Origin of the sequence: Chitinophaga tropicalis (assembly GCF_009758205.1) — a bacterium.
Taxonomy (GTDB): domain Bacteria; phylum Bacteroidota; class Bacteroidia; order Chitinophagales; family Chitinophagaceae; genus Chitinophaga; species Chitinophaga tropicalis.
On sequence record NZ_WRXN01000005.1, the window covers coordinates 235,135 to 254,700 of the forward strand.

Annotated in this window: 18 protein-coding genes; 6 read left to right on the top strand and 12 right to left on the bottom strand. The window is 40.9% G+C overall.

Features of this window, described 5'->3' with window-relative positions; all coding sequences use genetic code 11:
- The first annotated feature begins 1 nt into the window (after position 1).
- A complete protein-coding gene (locus GO493_RS13500) occupies positions 2-766 on the top strand; it encodes a response regulator transcription factor (RefSeq protein ID WP_157306708.1) in 765 nt (254 codons plus the stop codon).
- A gap of 16 nt (positions 767-782) precedes the next feature.
- Here GO493_RS13500 and GO493_RS13505 read toward each other — a convergent pair whose 3' ends face one another.
- The 4 genes from GO493_RS13505 to GO493_RS13520 form a co-directional block, all read right to left on the bottom strand.
- On the bottom strand, positions 783-2,693 hold the full coding sequence (locus GO493_RS13505; RefSeq protein WP_157306709.1) for a RagB/SusD family nutrient uptake outer membrane protein: 1,911 nt from the start codon (positions 2,691-2,693) through the stop codon (positions 783-785).
- A gap of 9 nt (positions 2,694-2,702) precedes the next feature.
- Positions 2,703-5,918 (bottom strand): SusC/RagA family TonB-linked outer membrane protein, encoded by a 3,216-nt coding sequence (locus tag GO493_RS13510; protein ID WP_232538836.1) that lies wholly within the window; start codon positions 5,916-5,918, stop codon positions 2,703-2,705.
- Positions 5,919-6,309: 391 nt separating this feature from the next.
- Positions 6,310-7,413, bottom strand: a complete 1,104-nt coding sequence (locus tag GO493_RS13515; protein ID WP_157306711.1) for a glycoside hydrolase family 88/105 protein — start codon at positions 7,411-7,413, stop codon at positions 6,310-6,312.
- A gap of 236 nt (positions 7,414-7,649) precedes the next feature.
- Positions 7,650-8,546, bottom strand: a complete 897-nt coding sequence (locus GO493_RS13520; RefSeq protein WP_157306712.1) for a helix-turn-helix domain-containing protein — start codon at positions 8,544-8,546, stop codon at positions 7,650-7,652.
- Between GO493_RS13520 and GO493_RS30835 the strand changes: the two genes are divergently transcribed.
- Entirely contained in the window at positions 8,536-8,814 is a 279-nt protein-coding gene (locus tag GO493_RS30835; RefSeq protein WP_198315706.1) for a hypothetical protein, read from the top strand. The genes GO493_RS13520 and GO493_RS30835 overlap by 11 nt on opposite strands.
- A 53-nt stretch (positions 8,815-8,867) precedes the next feature.
- Here the strand turns inward: GO493_RS30835 and GO493_RS13530 are convergent, their stop codons facing one another.
- The 4 genes from GO493_RS13530 to GO493_RS13545 are packed head-to-tail and all read right to left on the bottom strand — an operon-like array spanning position 8,868 to position 13,097.
- The gene (locus tag GO493_RS13530) at positions 8,868-10,457 is read right to left on the bottom strand and encodes an MFS transporter (RefSeq protein WP_157306713.1); all 1,590 of its coding nucleotides are present in this window, start codon (positions 10,455-10,457) and stop codon (positions 8,868-8,870) included.
- Between the two features lie 2 nt (positions 10,458-10,459).
- Positions 10,460-11,506 carry an HlyD family secretion protein gene (locus GO493_RS13535; RefSeq protein ID WP_157306714.1) on the bottom strand — a complete coding sequence of 349 codons (1,047 nt, stop codon included), beginning with the start codon at positions 11,504-11,506 and terminating at the stop codon, positions 10,460-10,462.
- Positions 11,507-11,516: 10 nt separating this feature from the next.
- Positions 11,517-12,851 (bottom strand): TolC family protein, encoded by a 1,335-nt coding sequence (locus GO493_RS13540; RefSeq protein WP_157306715.1) that lies wholly within the window; start codon positions 12,849-12,851, stop codon positions 11,517-11,519.
- A 36-nt stretch (positions 12,852-12,887) separates the two neighbouring features.
- Positions 12,888-13,097, bottom strand: coding sequence for a hypothetical protein (locus GO493_RS13545; RefSeq protein ID WP_157306716.1), 210 nt, complete (start codon positions 13,095-13,097; stop codon positions 12,888-12,890).
- Between the two features lie 94 nt (positions 13,098-13,191).
- Between GO493_RS13545 and GO493_RS13550 the strand changes: the two genes are divergently transcribed.
- Positions 13,192-13,977 (top strand): AraC family transcriptional regulator, encoded by a 786-nt coding sequence (locus tag GO493_RS13550; RefSeq protein ID WP_157306717.1) that lies wholly within the window; start codon positions 13,192-13,194, stop codon positions 13,975-13,977.
- A 407-nt stretch (positions 13,978-14,384) separates the two neighbouring features.
- Complete coding sequence (locus GO493_RS13555; protein ID WP_157306718.1) at positions 14,385-15,515, top strand: TlpA family protein disulfide reductase; 1,131 nt, start codon at positions 14,385-14,387, stop codon at positions 15,513-15,515.
- Positions 15,516-15,646: 131 nt separating this feature from the next.
- On the opposite strand, the gene GO493_RS13560 is transcribed toward GO493_RS13555, so the two are convergent.
- Complete coding sequence (locus tag GO493_RS13560; protein WP_157306719.1) at positions 15,647-15,856, bottom strand: hypothetical protein; 210 nt, start codon at positions 15,854-15,856, stop codon at positions 15,647-15,649.
- A 153-nt stretch (positions 15,857-16,009) separates the two neighbouring features.
- Here GO493_RS13560 and GO493_RS13565 point away from each other — a divergent pair, with 153 nt between their 5' ends.
- Complete coding sequence (locus GO493_RS13565) at positions 16,010-16,621, top strand: class I SAM-dependent methyltransferase (RefSeq protein WP_157306720.1); 612 nt, start codon at positions 16,010-16,012, stop codon at positions 16,619-16,621.
- A 444-nt stretch (positions 16,622-17,065) separates the two neighbouring features.
- Here GO493_RS13565 and GO493_RS13570 read toward each other — a convergent pair whose 3' ends face one another.
- From GO493_RS13570 to GO493_RS13580, 3 genes are read right to left on the bottom strand one after another with little or no spacing between them, the layout of a single operon-like run.
- The gene (locus tag GO493_RS13570; RefSeq protein WP_157306721.1) at positions 17,066-17,818 is read right to left on the bottom strand and encodes a class I SAM-dependent methyltransferase; all 753 of its coding nucleotides are present in this window, start codon (positions 17,816-17,818) and stop codon (positions 17,066-17,068) included.
- On the bottom strand, positions 17,806-18,543 hold the full coding sequence (locus GO493_RS13575) for a DUF2071 domain-containing protein (protein WP_157306722.1): 738 nt from the start codon (positions 18,541-18,543) through the stop codon (positions 17,806-17,808). Before GO493_RS13575 ends, GO493_RS13570 begins: the two co-directional genes overlap by 13 nt.
- Positions 18,544-18,551: 8 nt before the next feature.
- Complete coding sequence (locus GO493_RS13580) at positions 18,552-18,932, bottom strand: DoxX-like family protein (protein WP_157306723.1); 381 nt, start codon at positions 18,930-18,932, stop codon at positions 18,552-18,554.
- Positions 18,933-19,095: 163 nt separating this feature from the next.
- Between GO493_RS13580 and GO493_RS13585 the strand changes: the two genes are divergently transcribed.
- Positions 19,096-19,533, top strand: a complete 438-nt coding sequence (locus GO493_RS13585) for a hypothetical protein (protein ID WP_157306724.1) — start codon at positions 19,096-19,098, stop codon at positions 19,531-19,533.
- Positions 19,534-19,566 lie beyond the last annotated feature (33 nt).

Consider the following 19,566-nt stretch of genomic DNA (forward strand, 5'->3'; position numbering starts at 1 on the left):
TATGACTGAAAATATTCTTATTATCGACGACAATGAAGATATCCTGGAATTCCTGTCTGTTGTTTTAAGAGACTCCTATACGTTGCATCTTGCGTCCGATGGGGAAATCGCACAAAATATTCTGGACAAAGAGATCATTCACCTCATCATATCTGATATTATGATGCCGGGTATTGACGGGTTTGAGTTGTGCAAGCTCATTAAATCCAATGTGGAATACTGTCATATTCCCATTATTTTATTAACATCCAAGAACACCTATAAAGCGCACATAGAAGGGCTGGAAGTAGGTGCAGATGCTTATATACAAAAGCCATTCTCTACAGAACTCCTGCAGATCCAGATTGCTAACCTGCTTAAAAATCGCCGTAAGATAAAAGAGCATTTTGCCAGTTCACCTTTTGAAGATGTAAGGATAATGGCACATTCCAAAACTGATGAAGCCTTTCTAAAGAAACTGGACGAATATATCAACAACAATATTAAAGACCCTAATATTGATATTGATATGCTTGCCGGGCACATGTTCATGAGCCGCACTACACTATATCGAAAAATCAAATCCTTATCCTCACTATCTCCAAAAGAATTAATTGACCTTACGCGTCTTAAAAAAGCGGCTAATTTAATTGCCTGCAATGAATTTTCATTTTATGAAATTTCAAAGATGGTAGGTTATAGCTCGCAAAGCCTTTTCAGCCGCAATTTTTTGAAATATTTCAAAATGTCGCCAAATGAATATGCGAACTCATTACCAAGGGAGTAAGCAGTTTTGTACCTGCTCACTTTTTATCTTCATCATTTACAGCATCTTCCCATTTCGTCCACATCTCTGTTCCAGGGGCATAACCGTTATAGCCAGGATTCTGGCTTAGTTTCCCATAGAGGTTTGCATCGATAGCTGATTGAGGAATCGGCCAGTAGATGTTATGAGAAGCCATTGTATAGGACCTGCCCTTTACGGTCACTTTGTTTTTGTTGTAGTAATTGCTGTAGTGCTGTATGCGCTGATACCAGTAGCTGTTGTCAGAAAGGGTCGTTGCAACATACGTATTGCCCCATTCATCAGTTTTGCCACTCAGGGCCAGGCTGTAGGATATACGACTTAACTCCATGTGCCGCCATTCTTCCATCCATAGCTCACGGGCACGTTCGTTGACAATATCGCCAATAGTGACAGTCGTATATAACTGCTGGCATTGTGCTCTTTGTCTTACAACATTTACATCTGTGGTTGCTGCGCCTATATTCCCTTTGTAAAATTCTGCTTCAGCACGAAGGAGATATGTCTCCGCAAGACGGTAGCAATACCAGTCTGCCGCACCACCTCTGTTATTATTACTTGCAGTATTGCCTATATGATCGGGGTCGTTTACAAAGACTTTATAATGCGGCCAATCGAACCAGTTACGCACTGTATCTGAACACAAAATTTTACTGCCTTCATAAAGTCTCAGGTTTTTACCGAAGTACGCAGCATCTGAAGGATCATTATATTTTAGGGAATCCATTCTTGCCCAGTTCCCCACCCGGCTGTTGTGCCGGAGATCGGCAGTATCATTTATTCCATTCACGAACCAAAGTTCCTGTGTTGCAAACCAGGTAGGCCGGATCATTGCTATACCGCGCCCAACAGCTGAGTTAAAATCAAGATTAGCCCGGTAGGATCTACTTGATGATGCGTAGCATTGCATAAATTTTCCTGCGGGTGAAACCAGGGTGGATATATTCCACATGGGGGCCCAGTTACGCATGCTGCGCATTTTTATGGCGGCATCTGTATTATCACGGTTGGGCATTGCAAGTATGGCTTCTTTATTGGTTATAATACATTTGTTCACGGGGCGGTGCAGATCCCATATCACGTTCCGGGTAATATGCCAGGTGGCTTCCAGCGGACTTTCGAAGGTACCAAATGGCGCTGTCATTAATGAATAACCTGAATTATTGATCAATGTATCGGCTTGTGCAATTGCTTTATCCCATTGACCGGTGGCGAGGTAGCATTTGATCAGCAGCTGACGGCAGGCGCCTTTATTAATCATCCCTATATAAGCCGTACCGGACTGGTCCGGTACCCATTGCACGGCAGCTTCCATATCTTTGGTAATCATTTCCAGGATCGCTTCCCGACTGGTGCTTTTATAGTTCTGCTTTGGCGTAGATGGAATTTGGGTGATCAGCGGCACGTTGTTAAACTGAAAACACAAGGCAAGATAACGGAATGATCTGTGGAAATAGGCCTTGCCAATGTATTCATGTTTTGTTGCTTCATCCAGGTCAGGTACTTTATCAATAAACGTGGTGATTGTATTGGCATACTTAATACCATTATAAGTTTCTCCCCAGAAAAAGCTCATCATGTTCACATCACTCGTGTACATACCGTCTGTAGGTGTAAGGCGGGTAGCCACATCTGCAAAGATGCTTCCATCATCTGTTTTACCGGATACGGCCATGTCTGACAACATATACTCGGTGTTGATGGGTACAGAAATATCCCTTGTTGTAATGTAACTCCAGTAGCTACGCAAATGTTTATCACACATCGCTATTGCAGCATCAAGGCCTGACTTGGTAGAGAAGGTTTTCTCCGGCTCATAAAAAGATAATGGATCCGGATCAAGGTATTTCTTATTACAGGCGGTAATGATCGCTACGAAGAAAAATATTATTATATAGTAATCTTTCATGGGTAAATTTTAGAAGGTGAGGTTTAATCCAAGTGTATAGATCCGTGGAGCAATGTCTCCGGTTTCTATATCCCAGTAGTTCCAGTTTTTATCTTTTTTCCAAACGGCCACATTGCGTACTGTAGCGTATATCTTCAGGTTTTCGATCTTTGCCGGGGAAAGCAGCCTGTGTGGCATTGCAAACCCAATAGTAAGGTTATCCAACCTGATAAAGGATCGATCGAAAAGCCTGTTGGGAGCGGCAACTCCGGAAGGACCTCTGGCATCCAGGCGCCCAAAGAAATCACTGGGATTGTCAAGGGTCCAGTACTTTTTGTTATAAGTATTAGCATTATAGGTAACTTGGGAAACACTATTGTCCTGGTTCAGGTAAGCAGTGCTCAGGCTCTTATTGCCCCAGTAAGAATAGATATTGAATGAGAGATTGAAATTTCTCCAGGTAAAATCATTTCGCAATGACCACATAACAGGTGCTGTCGTCTGGCCCAGGAATTCCTTATCATTATTATTATACACTGCTGTTGTTGTTCCATCAATATTTTTAGTATCATCTGCCGTATAATTATTTGCGACTTTAGGATCGCCGGGTCTTTGGCCATACCTGGCAGCTTCAGCTGCCTCATTCACCTGCCATATTCCTGTGACACGATAGTTCCAGATGGCGCTGATGGGTTGCCCTATAAACCATCCATTGGATATATCATCGGATTCTTTTGAGGAGACGACATTTCCATTAGCATCTAACACATCTTCGTAACGGTAATACAGGTGCTTCACTGTGTTCTTATATTTCGAAAATCCAAAGGTGGTATTCCAGCTGAAGTTGGGCGTTTTTATATTTCGGGTGTTGACGGATATTTCAAAACCTTTGTTCTGTACTTCTCCTAAATTGGTGGTGATGCTGGTAAATCCTGAAAAGTCCGGCAACGACTGGCTCATGATCATATTTGTTGTGGGCATGAAATAATAATCGAGTGTTGCGCTGATCTTGTTATTCAGGAAGGCGAGGTCTAATCCGGCATTGTATGCGGTGGTCTTTTCCCATTGCAAATGTGGGTTTGCCATACGATCGATCCTTAGATAATAGTATTGGACATAATTGCCGCTGGCATCCACGTATCCTTGTGTTGTTGCGCCATTAGCCAGGTTGGCCAGCGCGATATAGGGATTGGCAAGTGACCTGTTCCCGTTCTGTCCATAGGACAAACGCAGTTTACCATTGTTCAATGGGGTCCATTTAAAGAAGTTTTCATTCGTAAATGTCCAGGCCAGGGCTGTTGAGAAAAAGGTAGCCCGCGGATTGGAGGTACCAAATGCAGAGTAGCCGTCACGGCGCACAGAGGCGGTTAACATATAACGATCATCGTATGCGTAAAACACACGTGCAAGCATACCGTCAGCCGTTTCATGAGAATCGTCGGTATTAAAACTGCTGTTAAGCGGATCACCGGTAGAGGTTTCATGGAATCCCAATGCATCACTTGGCAGGATACTTCGTGCATTGATCACATCACTCCAATAGCGCCTTTCTTCCGCTTCCTGCACCAGGGTTACATTGACAGCATGCTTTTGTGCAATTGTCTTTTCCCAGCTGAGAGTATTATTTAAAGACCAGTCAAAACGTTTGCCCCAGTTCCGGTCTACACCATGATTAACGGCCAGCCAGTCGGGGTGCGCTGATGATTCAAAGTAGCGGTTATAATACCATTGATACCTGGGAGAAACATTGAAAGCGTATTTGATATTAAATGGCAGTTTTACTTTGGCGGAGAAAATCGTGTTCAGTACAGTATAGCCTCTTTCAAGTTTCATATACTGTTTATTGAAATCAAAATTATATCCCTTACTGGCTGTCATCTCATCACCCATGGGGTGTACTTCCAGGTTTCCATCCTCATCTTTGTAAGCCGCAAAAGGGCTGTTGTTAATGATCTGCGATCCCCAGTTCACGGCAATATTTCCATCAGAACGGTCCTGGAAATTGACATTGGCACTGATATCCAGCCAGTCGGCAACCTGGCCATCCACTTTTAGGTTGGAGCGCACTGCCCTGTAATTATCACCTGCCACCACTCCCTGATTAGACAACATGCCTGCAGACAGATAGTAATTAATTTTGTCACTGGCACCGGATACGCTGAGATTATAGTCCTGGTTAACCCCGGTACGGAAACTATGTTTATACCAATCAAAGGTTTTATGCTGCAGGTAGTTTTCCAATGTGGTGAATTGGAGACCTAAACGTTCAGCCCGGATCCGGTCATCGGATGCGCCACTTGTATTTGTTGAATACGCTCTCCATTGATCAATAGTGATACCATATTTATTGAGCATTTTATCCGTAGGCATTTCATAATATCCCGGTTTACCTGCGGTGGCGGTTTCTGATATATACGGTTCATAGGCGCCTGTTGCAGTGTTGGTACCATAGGTACCGGCAGTATACCAGTCCTCACGGTATTGCATGTATCCTTCAGGGCTAAACACCTCTCTGTTGGCAGCCATTTGGGACATCCCGAGATTGGTTGTCAGGTTAATAACAGGCTTACCTTTTTTGCCCTTTTTTGTGGTTATGATCAGTACACCGTTAGCGGATTTGGCGCCATAGATCGCAGCTGCAGAGGCGTCTTTAAGGATGTCAATCTGATCGATATCATCAGGATTTATTTCAGACAATTCCCCATAAAAGATCATACCATCCAGTATGAGCAAAGGATCATTATGTCCTCCATCAGTATACACTGAGCGCTGGCCACGAATACGTATAGTACCTCCTCCTTTCGCAGAGGGATCGAAACCTACGCTTACACCGGGTGTACCACGGATGATGTCCTGTACTGTTTTAGGATTTTCATCTGCAATTTTATTGGGGCGAATGGAAGATATTGCCCCGGTAAGATCTTTTTTCTTCATAGTACCATAACCAATCACGACTATATTGTTTAAGTCGTTCATAGCTTGTTGCATGATGATGGTAAGGGATTTTCCAACTGGCATTACTTCTTTGGTGATATAGCTGACGTGTGAGGCTCTCAGTGGAACTCCCTGGCCCGCCTGGATCCTGAAGTGACCGGATGCATCTGAATTTGCAATCACGGCAGTTCCTTTGACTGCGATTGTAACGCCGGCAATTCCATTTCCCAGGGAGTCAGTGACCCGGCCTGTTATCACCTGATTTTGTGCAACGACATAAAAGGGAAACAGTAAAAACAATAACGCAGGCATTAAATACCTCTTATACAAAGGAGAGCTTGTTTTTGTATAATTTTGCTCCATAATTATCAGCTAATTTATTATTGGTTGATTTGGTCAATAGTACCCGGGAGCCATCTGTTGATGGTTCATCATACGTGAAATTTCTTCTTCAATCTATCAGGAGATAATGCTTTGTGCCTGTCATAAGTGGAATATTCATCAGCGCGAAGCCTCCAAGTGTTATCTGGTGTTTTTCTATAAGTATTTGGTCGATCCCTGATCACTTTTCCTGACCTACGTGGTTGATATTCTATTGCGAAGTAATCATTCTTTTTCTGTTTGGTTTATTCAACTTTTTGTCGAATCATTCCAAAGTAAGGTAACCGTTGGTGGTTTTGTCCAGGCCACCAACGGTATGCAGCTATTTTCCCAAGAGTGCAGCTGCGCACCACAGGTAAGGGGCTTGTCCATGGAGGTCACCCGCATTGCGGGGACGGTCATGGTAATATTGTTTATCATTCTTTTTACCGGTACCAATACAAACTTCTGTTACATTATTGCGTTCATCAATATGGGAAACCATTGCCAGCCATGCTTTCCGGGCTGCGGGCGCATATGTTGCGGCATCTAACCAGCCTTGCTGAACTCCTATTATAAATGCGTAGGTAAACATTGCTGTGCCGGATGTTTCAGGCCAGAAATCCGCCTGATCGATCAGCTGGTTCCACATGCCATCTGGTCTTTGAAATTCTTTCAGGCTCTTCATCATGGCGAGATAGCCTTCCATGATCCGCGGACGGTCTTTGTGGTCTTTAGGCAGGTCGCGAAGCAGATCTGGCATGCCTACTGCCATCCAGCCAGCACCTCTTGCCCAAATGTAGGGAACATCAGGGGCATGATAGAAAAGGCCGTTTGGGCGCTGTAATCTATCCAGGTAGAGGACCATTTCTTTTGCTGCCCTGTCAATGTATTTGCGGTCGCCGGTCACTTTATAGGCTTCGTTTTGTACTACGGTGATCATATACATATCGTCTATCCACAGGCGGGTTTGCCATGAATAGCCCTTGTCTGCCCAGGATTTCTCTTCCGGTTTTGCATTGTCAGGCAATTCCCATTGGGAATCTGCGTAGGCCAGGCCTATTTTTTTATAGCGTTCGTCTTTTGTGATCTGGTAGAGTTTAAATGCCACGCTACCGAACATATTATAGTCAACATGGTTCATTGGGGGCAGGAGTGGTTTTTCGCGGGTAAAGAAAGGTTCAAATTTGTCCTGTAAGAGTTTGATCAGTTTTTGGTCTTTGGTTTTTACGGCATAATCCAAAGCGCCGTTCCAGGTGCAGACTTCGGCATAGTGGATGTATCGACCGGCATAGAGTTCATGCCTGCCATCGACAAAGTGGTAGGCTAATCGTTTGCCTGTCTCATCGGGAACGGAGCCTGCAGGAAATTTGATAAAGGAGTTTTGCTGGGCGGATGTAAATTGAAAAGATAAAATTGTTAATAAGGAAAGAAATACTTTTCGCATAACGTTTTATAAATTTTAGTAATTGCTTATTTTGGATCAGGTATTCGCATAATCGCGAAATCATTTCACTGCACTGAGGCAGGAGTTATGCGAAGAAATAGAATATTTTTGGTGGGTTTTGTTCAGATTTTTGTCGATTCAGGTCAAAAATTGAGGGCGGATTTTAGTATTTCCTTTCATATAAGGACATGAAGAGCCGGCAGTTCTTTCAATCAACTTAAGTGCATTATCATTATTTAATTCATCGTCCGGTAATCATTTGGCGTAACGCCTACTTTTTGTTTGAATAAACGGGTGAAATGCTGCGGATATTTAAAGCCCAATTCATAGGCAATTTCGCTCACAGATTTATTCATATCAAACACTCTCTCTTTCGCCAAATCTATCACTTTTGATTGAATATATTCCTGAGCAGATCTGCCGGTTTCTTTCTTCACCAGGTCACCAAAATAATTGGGTGATAAATGTAGGGCTTCGGCAAAATAAGCTACGGAAGGCAAACCTTCGTTCTGCGGTCTATCGGATGAGAAATAACCTTTCAATAAGTATTCAAACCGTTCCAGAATTCCTTTGTTCGCATTGTCACGCATAATGAACTGGCGGTCGTAAAAACGGATGCAGTAATTAAGCAACAACTCGATGTTTGATGCAATCAGTCCTTTGCTGTGCTTGTCTATATTTTGATCGAGCTCATACTCTATTTTTGAGAAACAATCAATCACAATACCCTTCTCTTTCTCCGACAGGTGAAGCGCTTCATTTACATCATACGAAAAGAAAGAATAATCCTGAATATGCTTGCCCAACGGAGTGCCGTTTATCAGGTTCGGATGAAAGAGCAATGACCAGCCTTTCGGGGCAAATGATTCAACGCCAGGTTGCACACCTACCACCTGTCCCGGCGCTACAAATACCAGACTTCCTTCCTGGTAGTCATAGTGCTTTCTTCCATAACGCAATTGGGCAGAGTTCAGTTCTTTCAAACCCACTGCATACAAACCAAAGTTGAATGACCTGGCAGGCATCGGTAGCGCTTTCGAGTGCTCAATCACCGTAACCAGAGGATGTTTGGTAGCTACGCCCCGCATGGTATTGTATTGCGCAATGCTGGCAATTCTTACAATGTCTTCCATACCTTATTCTTTTATCGCTACAAAATTACAGATCCCTTTTGATATGGCCTTCCCAATCAGTAATATTGGTAAGGAACCCCGTAATCTGTATACAAAACGGCTCCCCCATCCGGGAACCACAAAAATGACTCGCTTAAAAGAAAATATAGGGAGTGTAAACATCACCTTAAGCGATGATGATTTAGCCAATATTAATAAAGCTTTGGACTGCATCAGCCTTCAGGGAGAACGCTATCCCGCGAGCCTGGCAAACCTGCAAGGCAAGTAATGCTTCGCTACCGGGCACTTAATGACAGGGGCTGACCAAAAAGGTCGGCCCCGCTAATAAGGTATATTCCCTTTCTTTAATCTAAGTACCACATTCTGAATCTGTGGGACTAATAACAACATCACTATGACACACACTACCCCAACAAGCATCAAATCATAATAATCCCGCGTGGTACGAGCCATTATTTGTTGCCCCACTAGCCGGTTAAAATACTCTCCTGAGACTCCTTTTGCTGTATAGATATCGCTGCCTGCATTCATATATTTGTTTTCGATATCCCTTAAAACAACAGGCAGTTGTGGATTAATTTCCGCCAATGTTTCCCGGACCTTTTCCCTAACTGCAGATTTGAAAAATAATTGGAGTTCGGTATTAAGGACCAGGCTGGCTGTAAAGCCAGCGAACCTCGCAAAAACTCCGATAAGTGACGCATTTAACGTAATCTTTGGCGGTGCTGCGGAAGTAGCGAACAAAACAATCGGAACAAATAGAACTCCTGTTGCAGCACCATAGATAAACATGGGCAGGATGAAGTCAATTGTTTCTCCCTGTACAGAGATAAAAAGTATCATATAAGCATAGTAGAGAGCCATAAAACCAAAACCTGCTATGATAATCCTTATCAGGTTATACCCCATCAGGACAAACCGGGAGGTAACAAATATACTCAGAACGGTCCCTGCAATTACTGCGGTCCATATCGGAATAGTACTGAGTGGATCATTGCCTAAAATGACTTCAAGATAACCGTAAGCAAGTCCGGTACTTCCTTTGAAAATGTAAAACGTAAAAAGCAGCAGTAGACCGATCACAAAATTCTTTACCTTGAAAATTTGTAAGTTGATCAACGGCCGTTTAAGTATCAATTCTCTAATAACAAATAGTATAAAGATGATTAAATTCACAAAGCAGAGAAGAACGATTAACGGACAGTCAAACCAGCCCAACTGCCGTCCGTAGATCAAAATGTATCCTAATATCAAAATAAAAGATACATAAAACAGGTATCCAACCCAATCCACCTGGTAAAGCGGTATCTTTTTTGTAAATCGTGCTTTGCTATTCATTGTCAGCAACACAATGAATGTCAGGATGATGAGCATTATACTGAAACCATAAAATAGCCAGTTGAAGTCATAAAAATAAAGTACCACACTGGCATAGATCGAATAAAACTGCACGGAGATCTGTATACTTCCATAAAGGAGACTATACGCAATCACCCGGGCACGTGCGGACTGCAATCTTGGAAAAATGAGTTGCAAGACAATGCCTGACATCAACGCACAGGTAATCCCCTGTACAAACTGGCAAATGACAAATAACGTCCAATTTTTGAAATGAAAGCAGATGACGGAACATGTCGCATTGATGGCAAGTGCCATGATCAGGTATTTCCTTGGAGCAAAATACTTTACAATGCGGGAATCCAGCGCCAGAAAAGCTACGGTTGAGCCATAAACAACTACCATGGCATATTGAACATCGGTAGACTGTATGCCATAAAAACCCATTGCTGCAACCGGACTACTGTAAAAGGCGAAACTAAACAGGCAAGTCATGAGAATGGCAAATATCACGGATCTTGCCATCCATTCAGATACCCATGGTTTGAAAACCGGAATTTTATGTGCTTGCATGATTAATCTTTTAAAACGTAAACATTGGCGTTCATTCCGGCAGAGAGATTAGCTAATTTTTCTGGCTTATCTGTGAACTTGATTCTGACAGGAATACGTTGTATAATTTTAACAAAGTTACCGGTAGCATTGTCCGGCGGAAGTAACGAATAGCGGGAACCTGTGGTTGGAGAAAGCGATTCAATCGCTCCGCTGAATTTTTCGCCTGGGAAAGCATCTACTTCTATTGATACTGCTTGCCCAATCCTGAAATTACCAATCTGTGTTTCCTTGAAGTTGGCAATCACCCATTTTTCTTCGGATTTGTTCACCAAAAATGCCAATGTTTGTCCTGGCTGTATCAATTGCCCTTCCTGAATGCTCTTTTTACCTATCTGCCCATCAAAAGGTGCAGTGATTACGGTATATTTAATGTCCAGTTCCTGCCGTTCGAGTAGCGCTTCCTTGATTTTGATTTCTGCCTTTATCACATCATGCTGTGCTCTAAGATCATTCAGTTTTGATTCCGCGACCTCCAGGGAAGCTTTTGTCTGATTATAATCAGATTGGGTAATAGCTAAAGCTGCACTGACGTTCTCGAATTTTTGTCGGGTGGTAGATTCATCAGCCAATAGATTTTTATAACGGTTGAATTCTCTTTGCTGCTGGTTTAATTTTGCTTTTGCACCTGAGAGCTCTGCTTTTATTACTGCGACGCTCTTGATCTGTGTTTCTTCATTAGCAGCCAAAACAGCCAATTTGGCATGCGAACTCTTTAGCTCTGCTGATGCGGCATTTCTTTTTAGTCCGTATTCATCAGGCTCAATAACCACAAGCGTGTCTCCTTTTTGAACCTGCTGATTGTCCTTGTAATAAATTTTGCTGATATAGCCCCCAACTTTTGCATTTACTGGTGATAAATACGCATCTACCTGCGCATCATTGGTTTGTTCATAACGGTATCCTTTTAAAAAATAAATGGCTGCCCAAATGATAATTGCGGTCAATAAGGCGATTCCAAACCATTTTGTTAGCGTCACGATTATTATATCTGTTCCGTTTTTTTTCATATTGCTTGTATTAAAGAATTCCAACGATTGCCAGTAGTCGGATATGACTGAGTTTTAAATTGGTCTGTGCGGTTGCCAGATTAAATTTAGCCTCCAGCAAAGCATTTTCTGCTTCCAAAAGATCTGTCAAAAGTGATTCCTGATTGAGATAACTGTTTCTGATGACCCTGGCGGTTTCGGCCGTTTTAGTGATATTCTCCTCTGCCGCTTCTACGCTTTCTCTAGCCTGTTGTTGTTGTAAAAACGCCTCTTTTACCCGAATGGAAATTTCGTCCTTTTTAATGTTGGCCATTTCTTTTGCCTGACTATTAACAACCTGAGCACGTGCAATGGAATGTTTGCTTTTGTATAAATTATCAATAGAAAACTGCACCTTGATTCCTGTTTGCCCAAATCCCCATAAATCATTCGAATAAGGATAAAATGAGATCTGCGGATAGGTATAATTGTAATTGGAATACAAGGAAACTTTAGGTAATACCGTAGCTTTAATTTGCTTGATATTCATCTCACTCAATCTAAGATCACTGGTGACCATTTTATACTCAGGCGATTGGTCCAGCGCGATATTTACGTAATCGGCGTAACCAGAATCTGCGTTAGCATCCTTTTCAAATCCACTTCTATAAGTAATCTCTAATCCCTCTTCATTATCCCGACCCATCAATATATTCAGACGTTGTTTGCTGATGCCGATCTTCTTTTCAATATCTGAAAGGCTTAATTCCAACTGTGACAATTTTACCGAGGTTCTCAGCACATCACTCTTTAGTACAATACCGTTTTTGTGCAAGCTTTCGATAAGTAATAGCTGCTTTTTCTCTGCAGCTATTTCTGCAGCAAGAAAATCACGGAAGTTCAGAAACTTATATAACCCAAAATAAGCATCCGCAACATTGTATTTTACGCTGTGCTTTTGCATATCAACTTCATATTGACTACGAGTCTCATCTTCCTGCTTCATCTTGATATTCCTTTTGTCTTTACCGCCGTTAAACAGGGTAAAATTCAAGTTGTAGCCTACTCCGTAGCCATAGCCTTTTACAGGTACATCTTGTGGAGATGAGAATAATCCATTATCATAAATGAGAAATTTTGAATTGGCTTTTACATCTCCCCCTATTGAAATTTCCGGTAGTAAACGGTCTTTAGCTTCAAGAACTTCCAGATTACTTTGTTGAAGATTTAAATCCGATAGTTTTAGTTGTCGGTTATTCATTTCGGCGATTTTCCACATTTCTTCTAAACTAAATACTTGAGTAGTTTCTAAATCCTGGGCATGGATAGGTTGCGCAAATAGTAGTAGTATAGCCGCATAAATTGGCATCGATTTGTATGGTTTCATGCACCTTTCTTTTTATAAATGATTGTACGTCCTCTTTTACTTAAAGAACCAGTTATTTACTATCTTTTTTAATTCATCAAAGACAATGGTTAAATCCATTATTGGCATAAAAGGATCAGAATAACCAGGCAGGTAGATATTGGGTGCATCAATTTCCTCTGCTGGCTGCGATACCGCATTATCAGAAGGCTTGTCTTGCGGCACAGGCTCAACGCCTTTATTCGGGTTTATGATTTTCTGTTTCATAATGACTCGTTAGTATTATTTACACAGCAAAACTATCCTTGTTGGAAATTCATCTTTTTATATAATTAGCCTAATATTTGTTATTTTTGGCCACATGAAAATTCTTCAACAACTTATAAATAGTGTTGACCAGAATCCTAAATCAATCCTGGTCATGCGCCAGCAAACCGAACAGCGGTTGCCTTCACATCAGCACGACAAGGCTCAGTTGTTATTAGTTTTTGGGGGAATTGCTTACCTGCAAACTGATGAAAAGGATTTCTATATTCCGTCCAATCACTATATCTGGATCCCGAAAAAATATCCCCACAACCTGATGTTTAACACGCAGGATCTATATATCATCAACATCTATTTTCCAGGGAAAAGCATGGGCGGTTTTTACGACGAAATGGGAATTTATCCGGTGAGTAAACTTCTGTCTGAAATGCTTTCTTTCACGGAAAAATGGCAGGGTGATTATCACAAAGGTTCGTGGGAATTTGAGTTTTTAACAACTATGAAAAACGTGCTGTCCAAAGAAAACCTCAAAAAGTTTTCCATCCAGCTGCCCACTACTGACGATCAGCGGCTCCAGGCTATTGTTGGCCAGCTTCGAAGCCGACTTAATGAAAATATTACCCTGGAAGAAACGGCGATGCAATCGGGAATGAGCGTGAGAAGTTTGACAAGATTATTTCAGACGAAACTTCACATCACCTTTGTTCAGTATATAAAAATGTTGAGGATTATCCGGGCTATGGAAATGATTAAAAACACCGAACTGAACATGACCGAAATTGCTTATGAGATTGGATACTCCAATATATCGGCATTCAGTAATAATTTTCACCAATTGACAAACATGAGACCTACGGAATTTAAGGCATTGTCTTCATAAGAAATCAAGGGGCCATCAATGCTATTTCGGATAAATATCAGATCGAACGGGACGAACTACCGTGTCCTGAAGTACAGCATAAGTTAAAAGTCAATTTATTGGGAGAAATAGTTACATCTTTCACGATGCCAATGATCTGCATACCTGCTTCATTGATAATGGTATTGTTTGTATCTGTGCCATATACTTAAAAAAATGATCTACCCGCTTTCATTTTCCTAAGCGATAATAGGTCCGCTTTTAAATCAAAACATTTTAAATCTTTTAACATAGAATATTTTAAAAGTTTATTCCATTCCAGTAATTTCTGCCAGAAATTTGGCTCTACAACGGCTATGGATATTATCAATTAATAATTACTAGCTATTAAAGACCAGTGTCGGAAATTCTGTACAAACATTACTATTATGAAATCTCTTGTTTATTTTCTTATCCTCCTCATTTATCCACGTTTACTATATGGTCAAAAAAAATTCGAGGTATCCTTTTCGTTCCCTGACAGCGCAGAAATAAAAAAGCTGTCTTTCTTCTACTATGATTGTCATCTAAGAGAACTCAGGCCTGTTTCAGCATCTTATAGTAATAACCAGGCAACCATTTCTCACAGCTACAACACAGTATATGCTCAGATCTATGTAGAGTATGGCTCCACTGATTACAAGCATGGTATGACGATATTCACCACGGAAAAGCCGGCTAAAGTCATGTTCTCAGGTGTGATCAATGAAGCTGATCCCTTTAGAAATTATACGCTGGTGAATGCCCAGGATCCTAAACAGGAATTTTTAGCAGAGGAAGAATACATAAGAGAAGCTCAAAATACCTATAAGCAAATCTATGATTCAATAGCCCCTAAATGGAAATCAGAAGATAGTCTTGACTTTCATAAAGTCAAAGATGCAAAAATGGCAATTGATAGTAAACGACTGGAATACATTTCCAGTCACCCAAATTCCTATTCTTCTTTTTACTTGTTTGAGAAGTATTCTATCAGAGTCCTTCCCCCGGACTTGCTTTTACAGCAGTTTGCTACAACTTTTCCGGCAAATTTCAGGAATAGTGAGGAGGGTGCTTGTATTAAAAAGTACATATTGAACAGAGCAGTTGTAGAGGGACAGAAAAAAGCAATATCATTCACTGCTAATGACATAAACGCTAACAAGGTAATATTCGAAGAGATTTATAATAAGAAGAATGTATTGCTTGTATTCTGGGGAACATGGTGTCCACCATGTATAGATGAGATTCCTATAATCAGAGAAATAAGGCAGCGGTATTCCAAAGAACAACTGGAGATAATTTCTGTTGCCGTTGAATCGCCTCTTGAAAAAGTCCAACAAATAATTAAGGAACAACAAATAGATTGGATCAATATTGTTAACGACAAAAAAATCAACTTGCTTTATCAGATAAATGCCTATCCGGAGGTTTTCCTTATCGAAAATAAAGGGAATATTATTTATAAATATTCAGACTATCCAGATCCTAACCTCGGCAATTTGAAAAAAATCTTAGCTGCTCATGCAACCATTCATTAAGAGTGAGAGCTAATATTTGATCCGACAGCTATAATTCAAGAGTTATTACTGAATCAGGCTTAGCAAATGGAAATCCCATTTCACGATGTAATCATCGTGAAATCAATATGCGAAAGCTGCATTTCCATCAGTTAATGATGAGTCTGCGGATGCAATAACTTAAAAAGCTCCTGTTGAAGATCTTCGTTTTTATGCTTATTCAATTGTTCAGTTTCGATTTCGTAAAAGCCTTTCTTTTTACCTAAAGTTCCAATAACGAAGGAATGTCCGGCTTGCGCAGGCTCACCGGTTTCGGGGTGCTTCTTTGAGAGCGTTACAACAACATCTTTGTATTTTGACATACTATGAATATACCATAAAATCTGCAGATTTTGTTTGATTTACAATGTTTTCTAAAACTTAATGGGCCACTTACCATATCTATGAGTATTATCAGCGATATTATTTTCATCAATAAAATTACTATCGAGCCGCTTATCCTTTAACTTTGATCCATGCAATCGGAACTTCAGCAACTTTACGGAAATATAGATATTTACCTCTTTGACCAACTGCTTAAAGGCACTTATGATAACTGTAAAAAGGTGCTCGACGCAGGCTGCGGAAATGGGCGTAACCTGATTTACTTCTTAAAAAACGGCTATGAGGTGTATGGGATTGATCCTAATCCCAATGCAATATCAGCAGTTAAGCAGTTATCACAAACGCAGAGCCATGCTAACTCTAAAGAGAATTTTGTAATTGCTTCGGCTGAAGACCTGCCTTTTGATGATAATTATTTTGACCTGGTGATCAGCAGTGCCGTATTGCACTTCGCCAACAGCCCAGATCATTTTGATAATATGATCCACTCAATGTGGCGGGTACTGAAACCGGGCGGCTATTTATTTGCAAGACTTGCGTCAGATATTGGGATTGAAACGCTGGTGCACAACCTGGGCAATAGCCGCTATCTTTTGCCCGATGGCAGCGAACGTTTTTTGGTTAATCAGCAATTGCTGCTTCAATATACCGAAAGCCTCAACGCCCGGCTCCATGAACCTATAAAAACCACCAATGTGCAAAACTTACGGTGTATGACCACCTGGTGTTTACAGAAAGTTTAAGAGCCATCTCTGGTCTGTTAAATAACTGGTATTTTTTCGCGTATATGCTATACCTGGCCGGTATGTTAAGCAAAGCATGTGGTAAAAAATATAACACTCATGTATCCAAACAACAAGGAGAACAGTACATGTATAATAGTCTCAAACCTTTTGCCTTTCCAAAGGTCTGGTGAGTACCCAAAGAACTGAATGAAAAACCTGGTTATCCAGAATAGCCCCATACCAAAAGATATTTTCTTTCCAAAAGGAGTATTCATAAGCTCATTACCGGAGGTCAGGCATAACAAGCCCAACAGAAAGACAGAAAGGGCAATAAAGAATGTATGAATAGTCATCATCTGGCGATTGATCATGCTCAATGGCCTGAGTTCTTCTCTCCAGTTGAAATATCTTGGGAATACAGCATGGCTAAGTGCCAGTACTATCAAAAGTAATCCTATTATCCTAAAATGGATTATCATCTTTAGAAATTATAAAGGTCGAAATAAAAGGAGTAAGCTTAATCTCCTGGGTTAGCTTCAAATCAGCCTGGCTGAAGAGCTGCAACCAGGATCTCTTTGAATAGAAATGTAAAAAGCCAATATTATATGCGATGAAATTTGCTGTATCTCTCAGATGCTCTGTTAAATAGATCTCTCCCCCGGGTTTTATGATCCTGGCCAGTTCTTTCATAAAATCCGCTCTTTCTGCCCTGTTCCTTATTTCATGTGCAGAAAAAATGATGAATATTTTGTCTGCTGAGGCATCTTCAACCGGCAGTCTGCCTGCTTCAGCCCATACGGTTTGTGGGAGGACCGGATAAGCCTTCCGCGCCCGTTTGATTGAAAGCTCTGTGTGCTTTTGCGGATTATAAAAATCTATTATCCGCAGTTCCGCATTTTTGTACTTATTCCCAAGTAAGAGGCTTGTTTCATCAAATCCTGCATGAATATTCACAATCAGGTGTTCAGCCTTTGTGCTATTTGCCCAGTTTAGGCTATACAGATCAGACAGATCATAAATGTAGAATGATACCAGCAAAGAGGTGACGCTTACCGCAAAAGACAAAACAGGAATTATATAAAGTATGGGAAGTTCTTTAAAATAGCCAGCCGCTATGATAGTAAGTATCATCATAGCAACGGAAAATACATAGAAATGCCAGTTGAACCTGATAATATTGAGTACACCCTGGAAGGGCTTTCTTATTGCTTCCATATCTCCAGTTTACCTTTTTTCCAGGAGTATGGAACATTATTAATAATAAAAGCGTTGGCAAGAACAGCATTTTCAATATTGAGGGAATCAAAAAAAGAAAAGTTATGATCAATAACCTTTATTGGCTTTGGCGTCCAGTTTTGCCTGACCCCTTCAACGATTAAAACCTCCTTCGTTTCTGCATTAAATCTGAACGTAAAAGGAAGCGGGCCGGCAAATCTCCGCGCTTCTTTCCAATCAGTAAATGGTGACCCTGCCGGCAATGATACGTCCCCATCAACATCCAGGGAAACTTTAAAATCCGATCCTGATGACTCAAATAATTTTATGTTACCTGATTGGACCTGCTTAATATCTGTAGTTGTATAACTATAATGGGTAAAGAGATTTCCGAAGATCTCCATCTTTCTTTTGTTTGTCTCGGACTTAAGAATGTACAAGCCACGCAGATTTTTACCTGCATTATCAGTATATCTCACAAACACCCTATATCCGATTAAAAAAAAGTCATTACCCATAAATGCAGGGAAACCCTCCGGACGAAGTTTTTTCGTCTGAACCATGGCCACTGCAATAAATCCATATTTATCATTAAATGTATCAAGTGCCAGGCAAGCTGGAATGAGCTGCATTAATTGTTCTTTTGCCACGGCGAAAGTCAATACTATTGAACTTTCAAAGAATGCCTTAACAGCGAAAGGGTGATTTTTAAGACCTGAGAACATATGATTATTTATGCCTGATTTGGATTTAGCTTAAATTCTGTATAGTAAATAATCAGAATAAAAAAGAACGCAAAGAGGGAATTAAATTTACCCCAAAGCAACAAATCCGGGGCAAGGAAAAATTCAAGGAGGTTCATTGCTGCCACAATTGTAATTTGAAGTACAGCATTATACCTTGATTTTATTCCACTTATGGTCCAGGCAGCCATTCCGATTTCCGAAAGCCCGATTGCCAGTGTCAGCCCTCCTGAATACCTGCCTCCTAATATCCGGGCAACAATCTGTTCATGCCGCGGAACCAGGTTAAGGACTTTACATAACAGGCCGTTTATCAGCCAGATTAGTCCAATAAAGTAAGTCAGTATTTTATGAGTGCGTATATTCCACATGTTGATAGTGCAATTTCATAGGAGCATGAAGATACAAATAGTTAGCTAATCCTCTTTTCGCATATAAAGGCCATTGTTTTATAATTCTTTTGGGATATTTCAGGTTCCTTAGTATTATTGATACCATAATATCCTGTATCAGGAATACTTAACAATCCCTTCTATGAAGCCATATTTACTCTTAATTTCCTGCTTTGGCATCGCTACCATCTGCCTGGTATTGTACGCCCGTTCACAAAAGCCAATAACTAATTATGACAGGCGGGTTAATGAAAACCTGGAAAAAGTGACAATCCTGTATGTCCCTCTTGCTACTAAAGCACCTGTAGTGGTGAGCTGTGATCAATTACAAACAGTATTTGGGAAGAAACTGAAAGTACTGGAAATAACCGATCAGCAGAAACTTAAAAAAATAGCTACCTTATTTCTGAATGCTGTCTCCGCTAAAGACCGCTACCTGAATGTCCGCGCCAAATTCATTCTCCGTTACGAAAAACATACTGAAACATACTGCATGGACAGGGAAGGAACATTGGAAGGATATGAATTCCGCTGGGGACCGGAAATTGCAAAATGGTTCAGGCAGGAAGTAGAGAAGTAACCTCAGGCAGCAACGATAGCTTCTTTGCCCTAT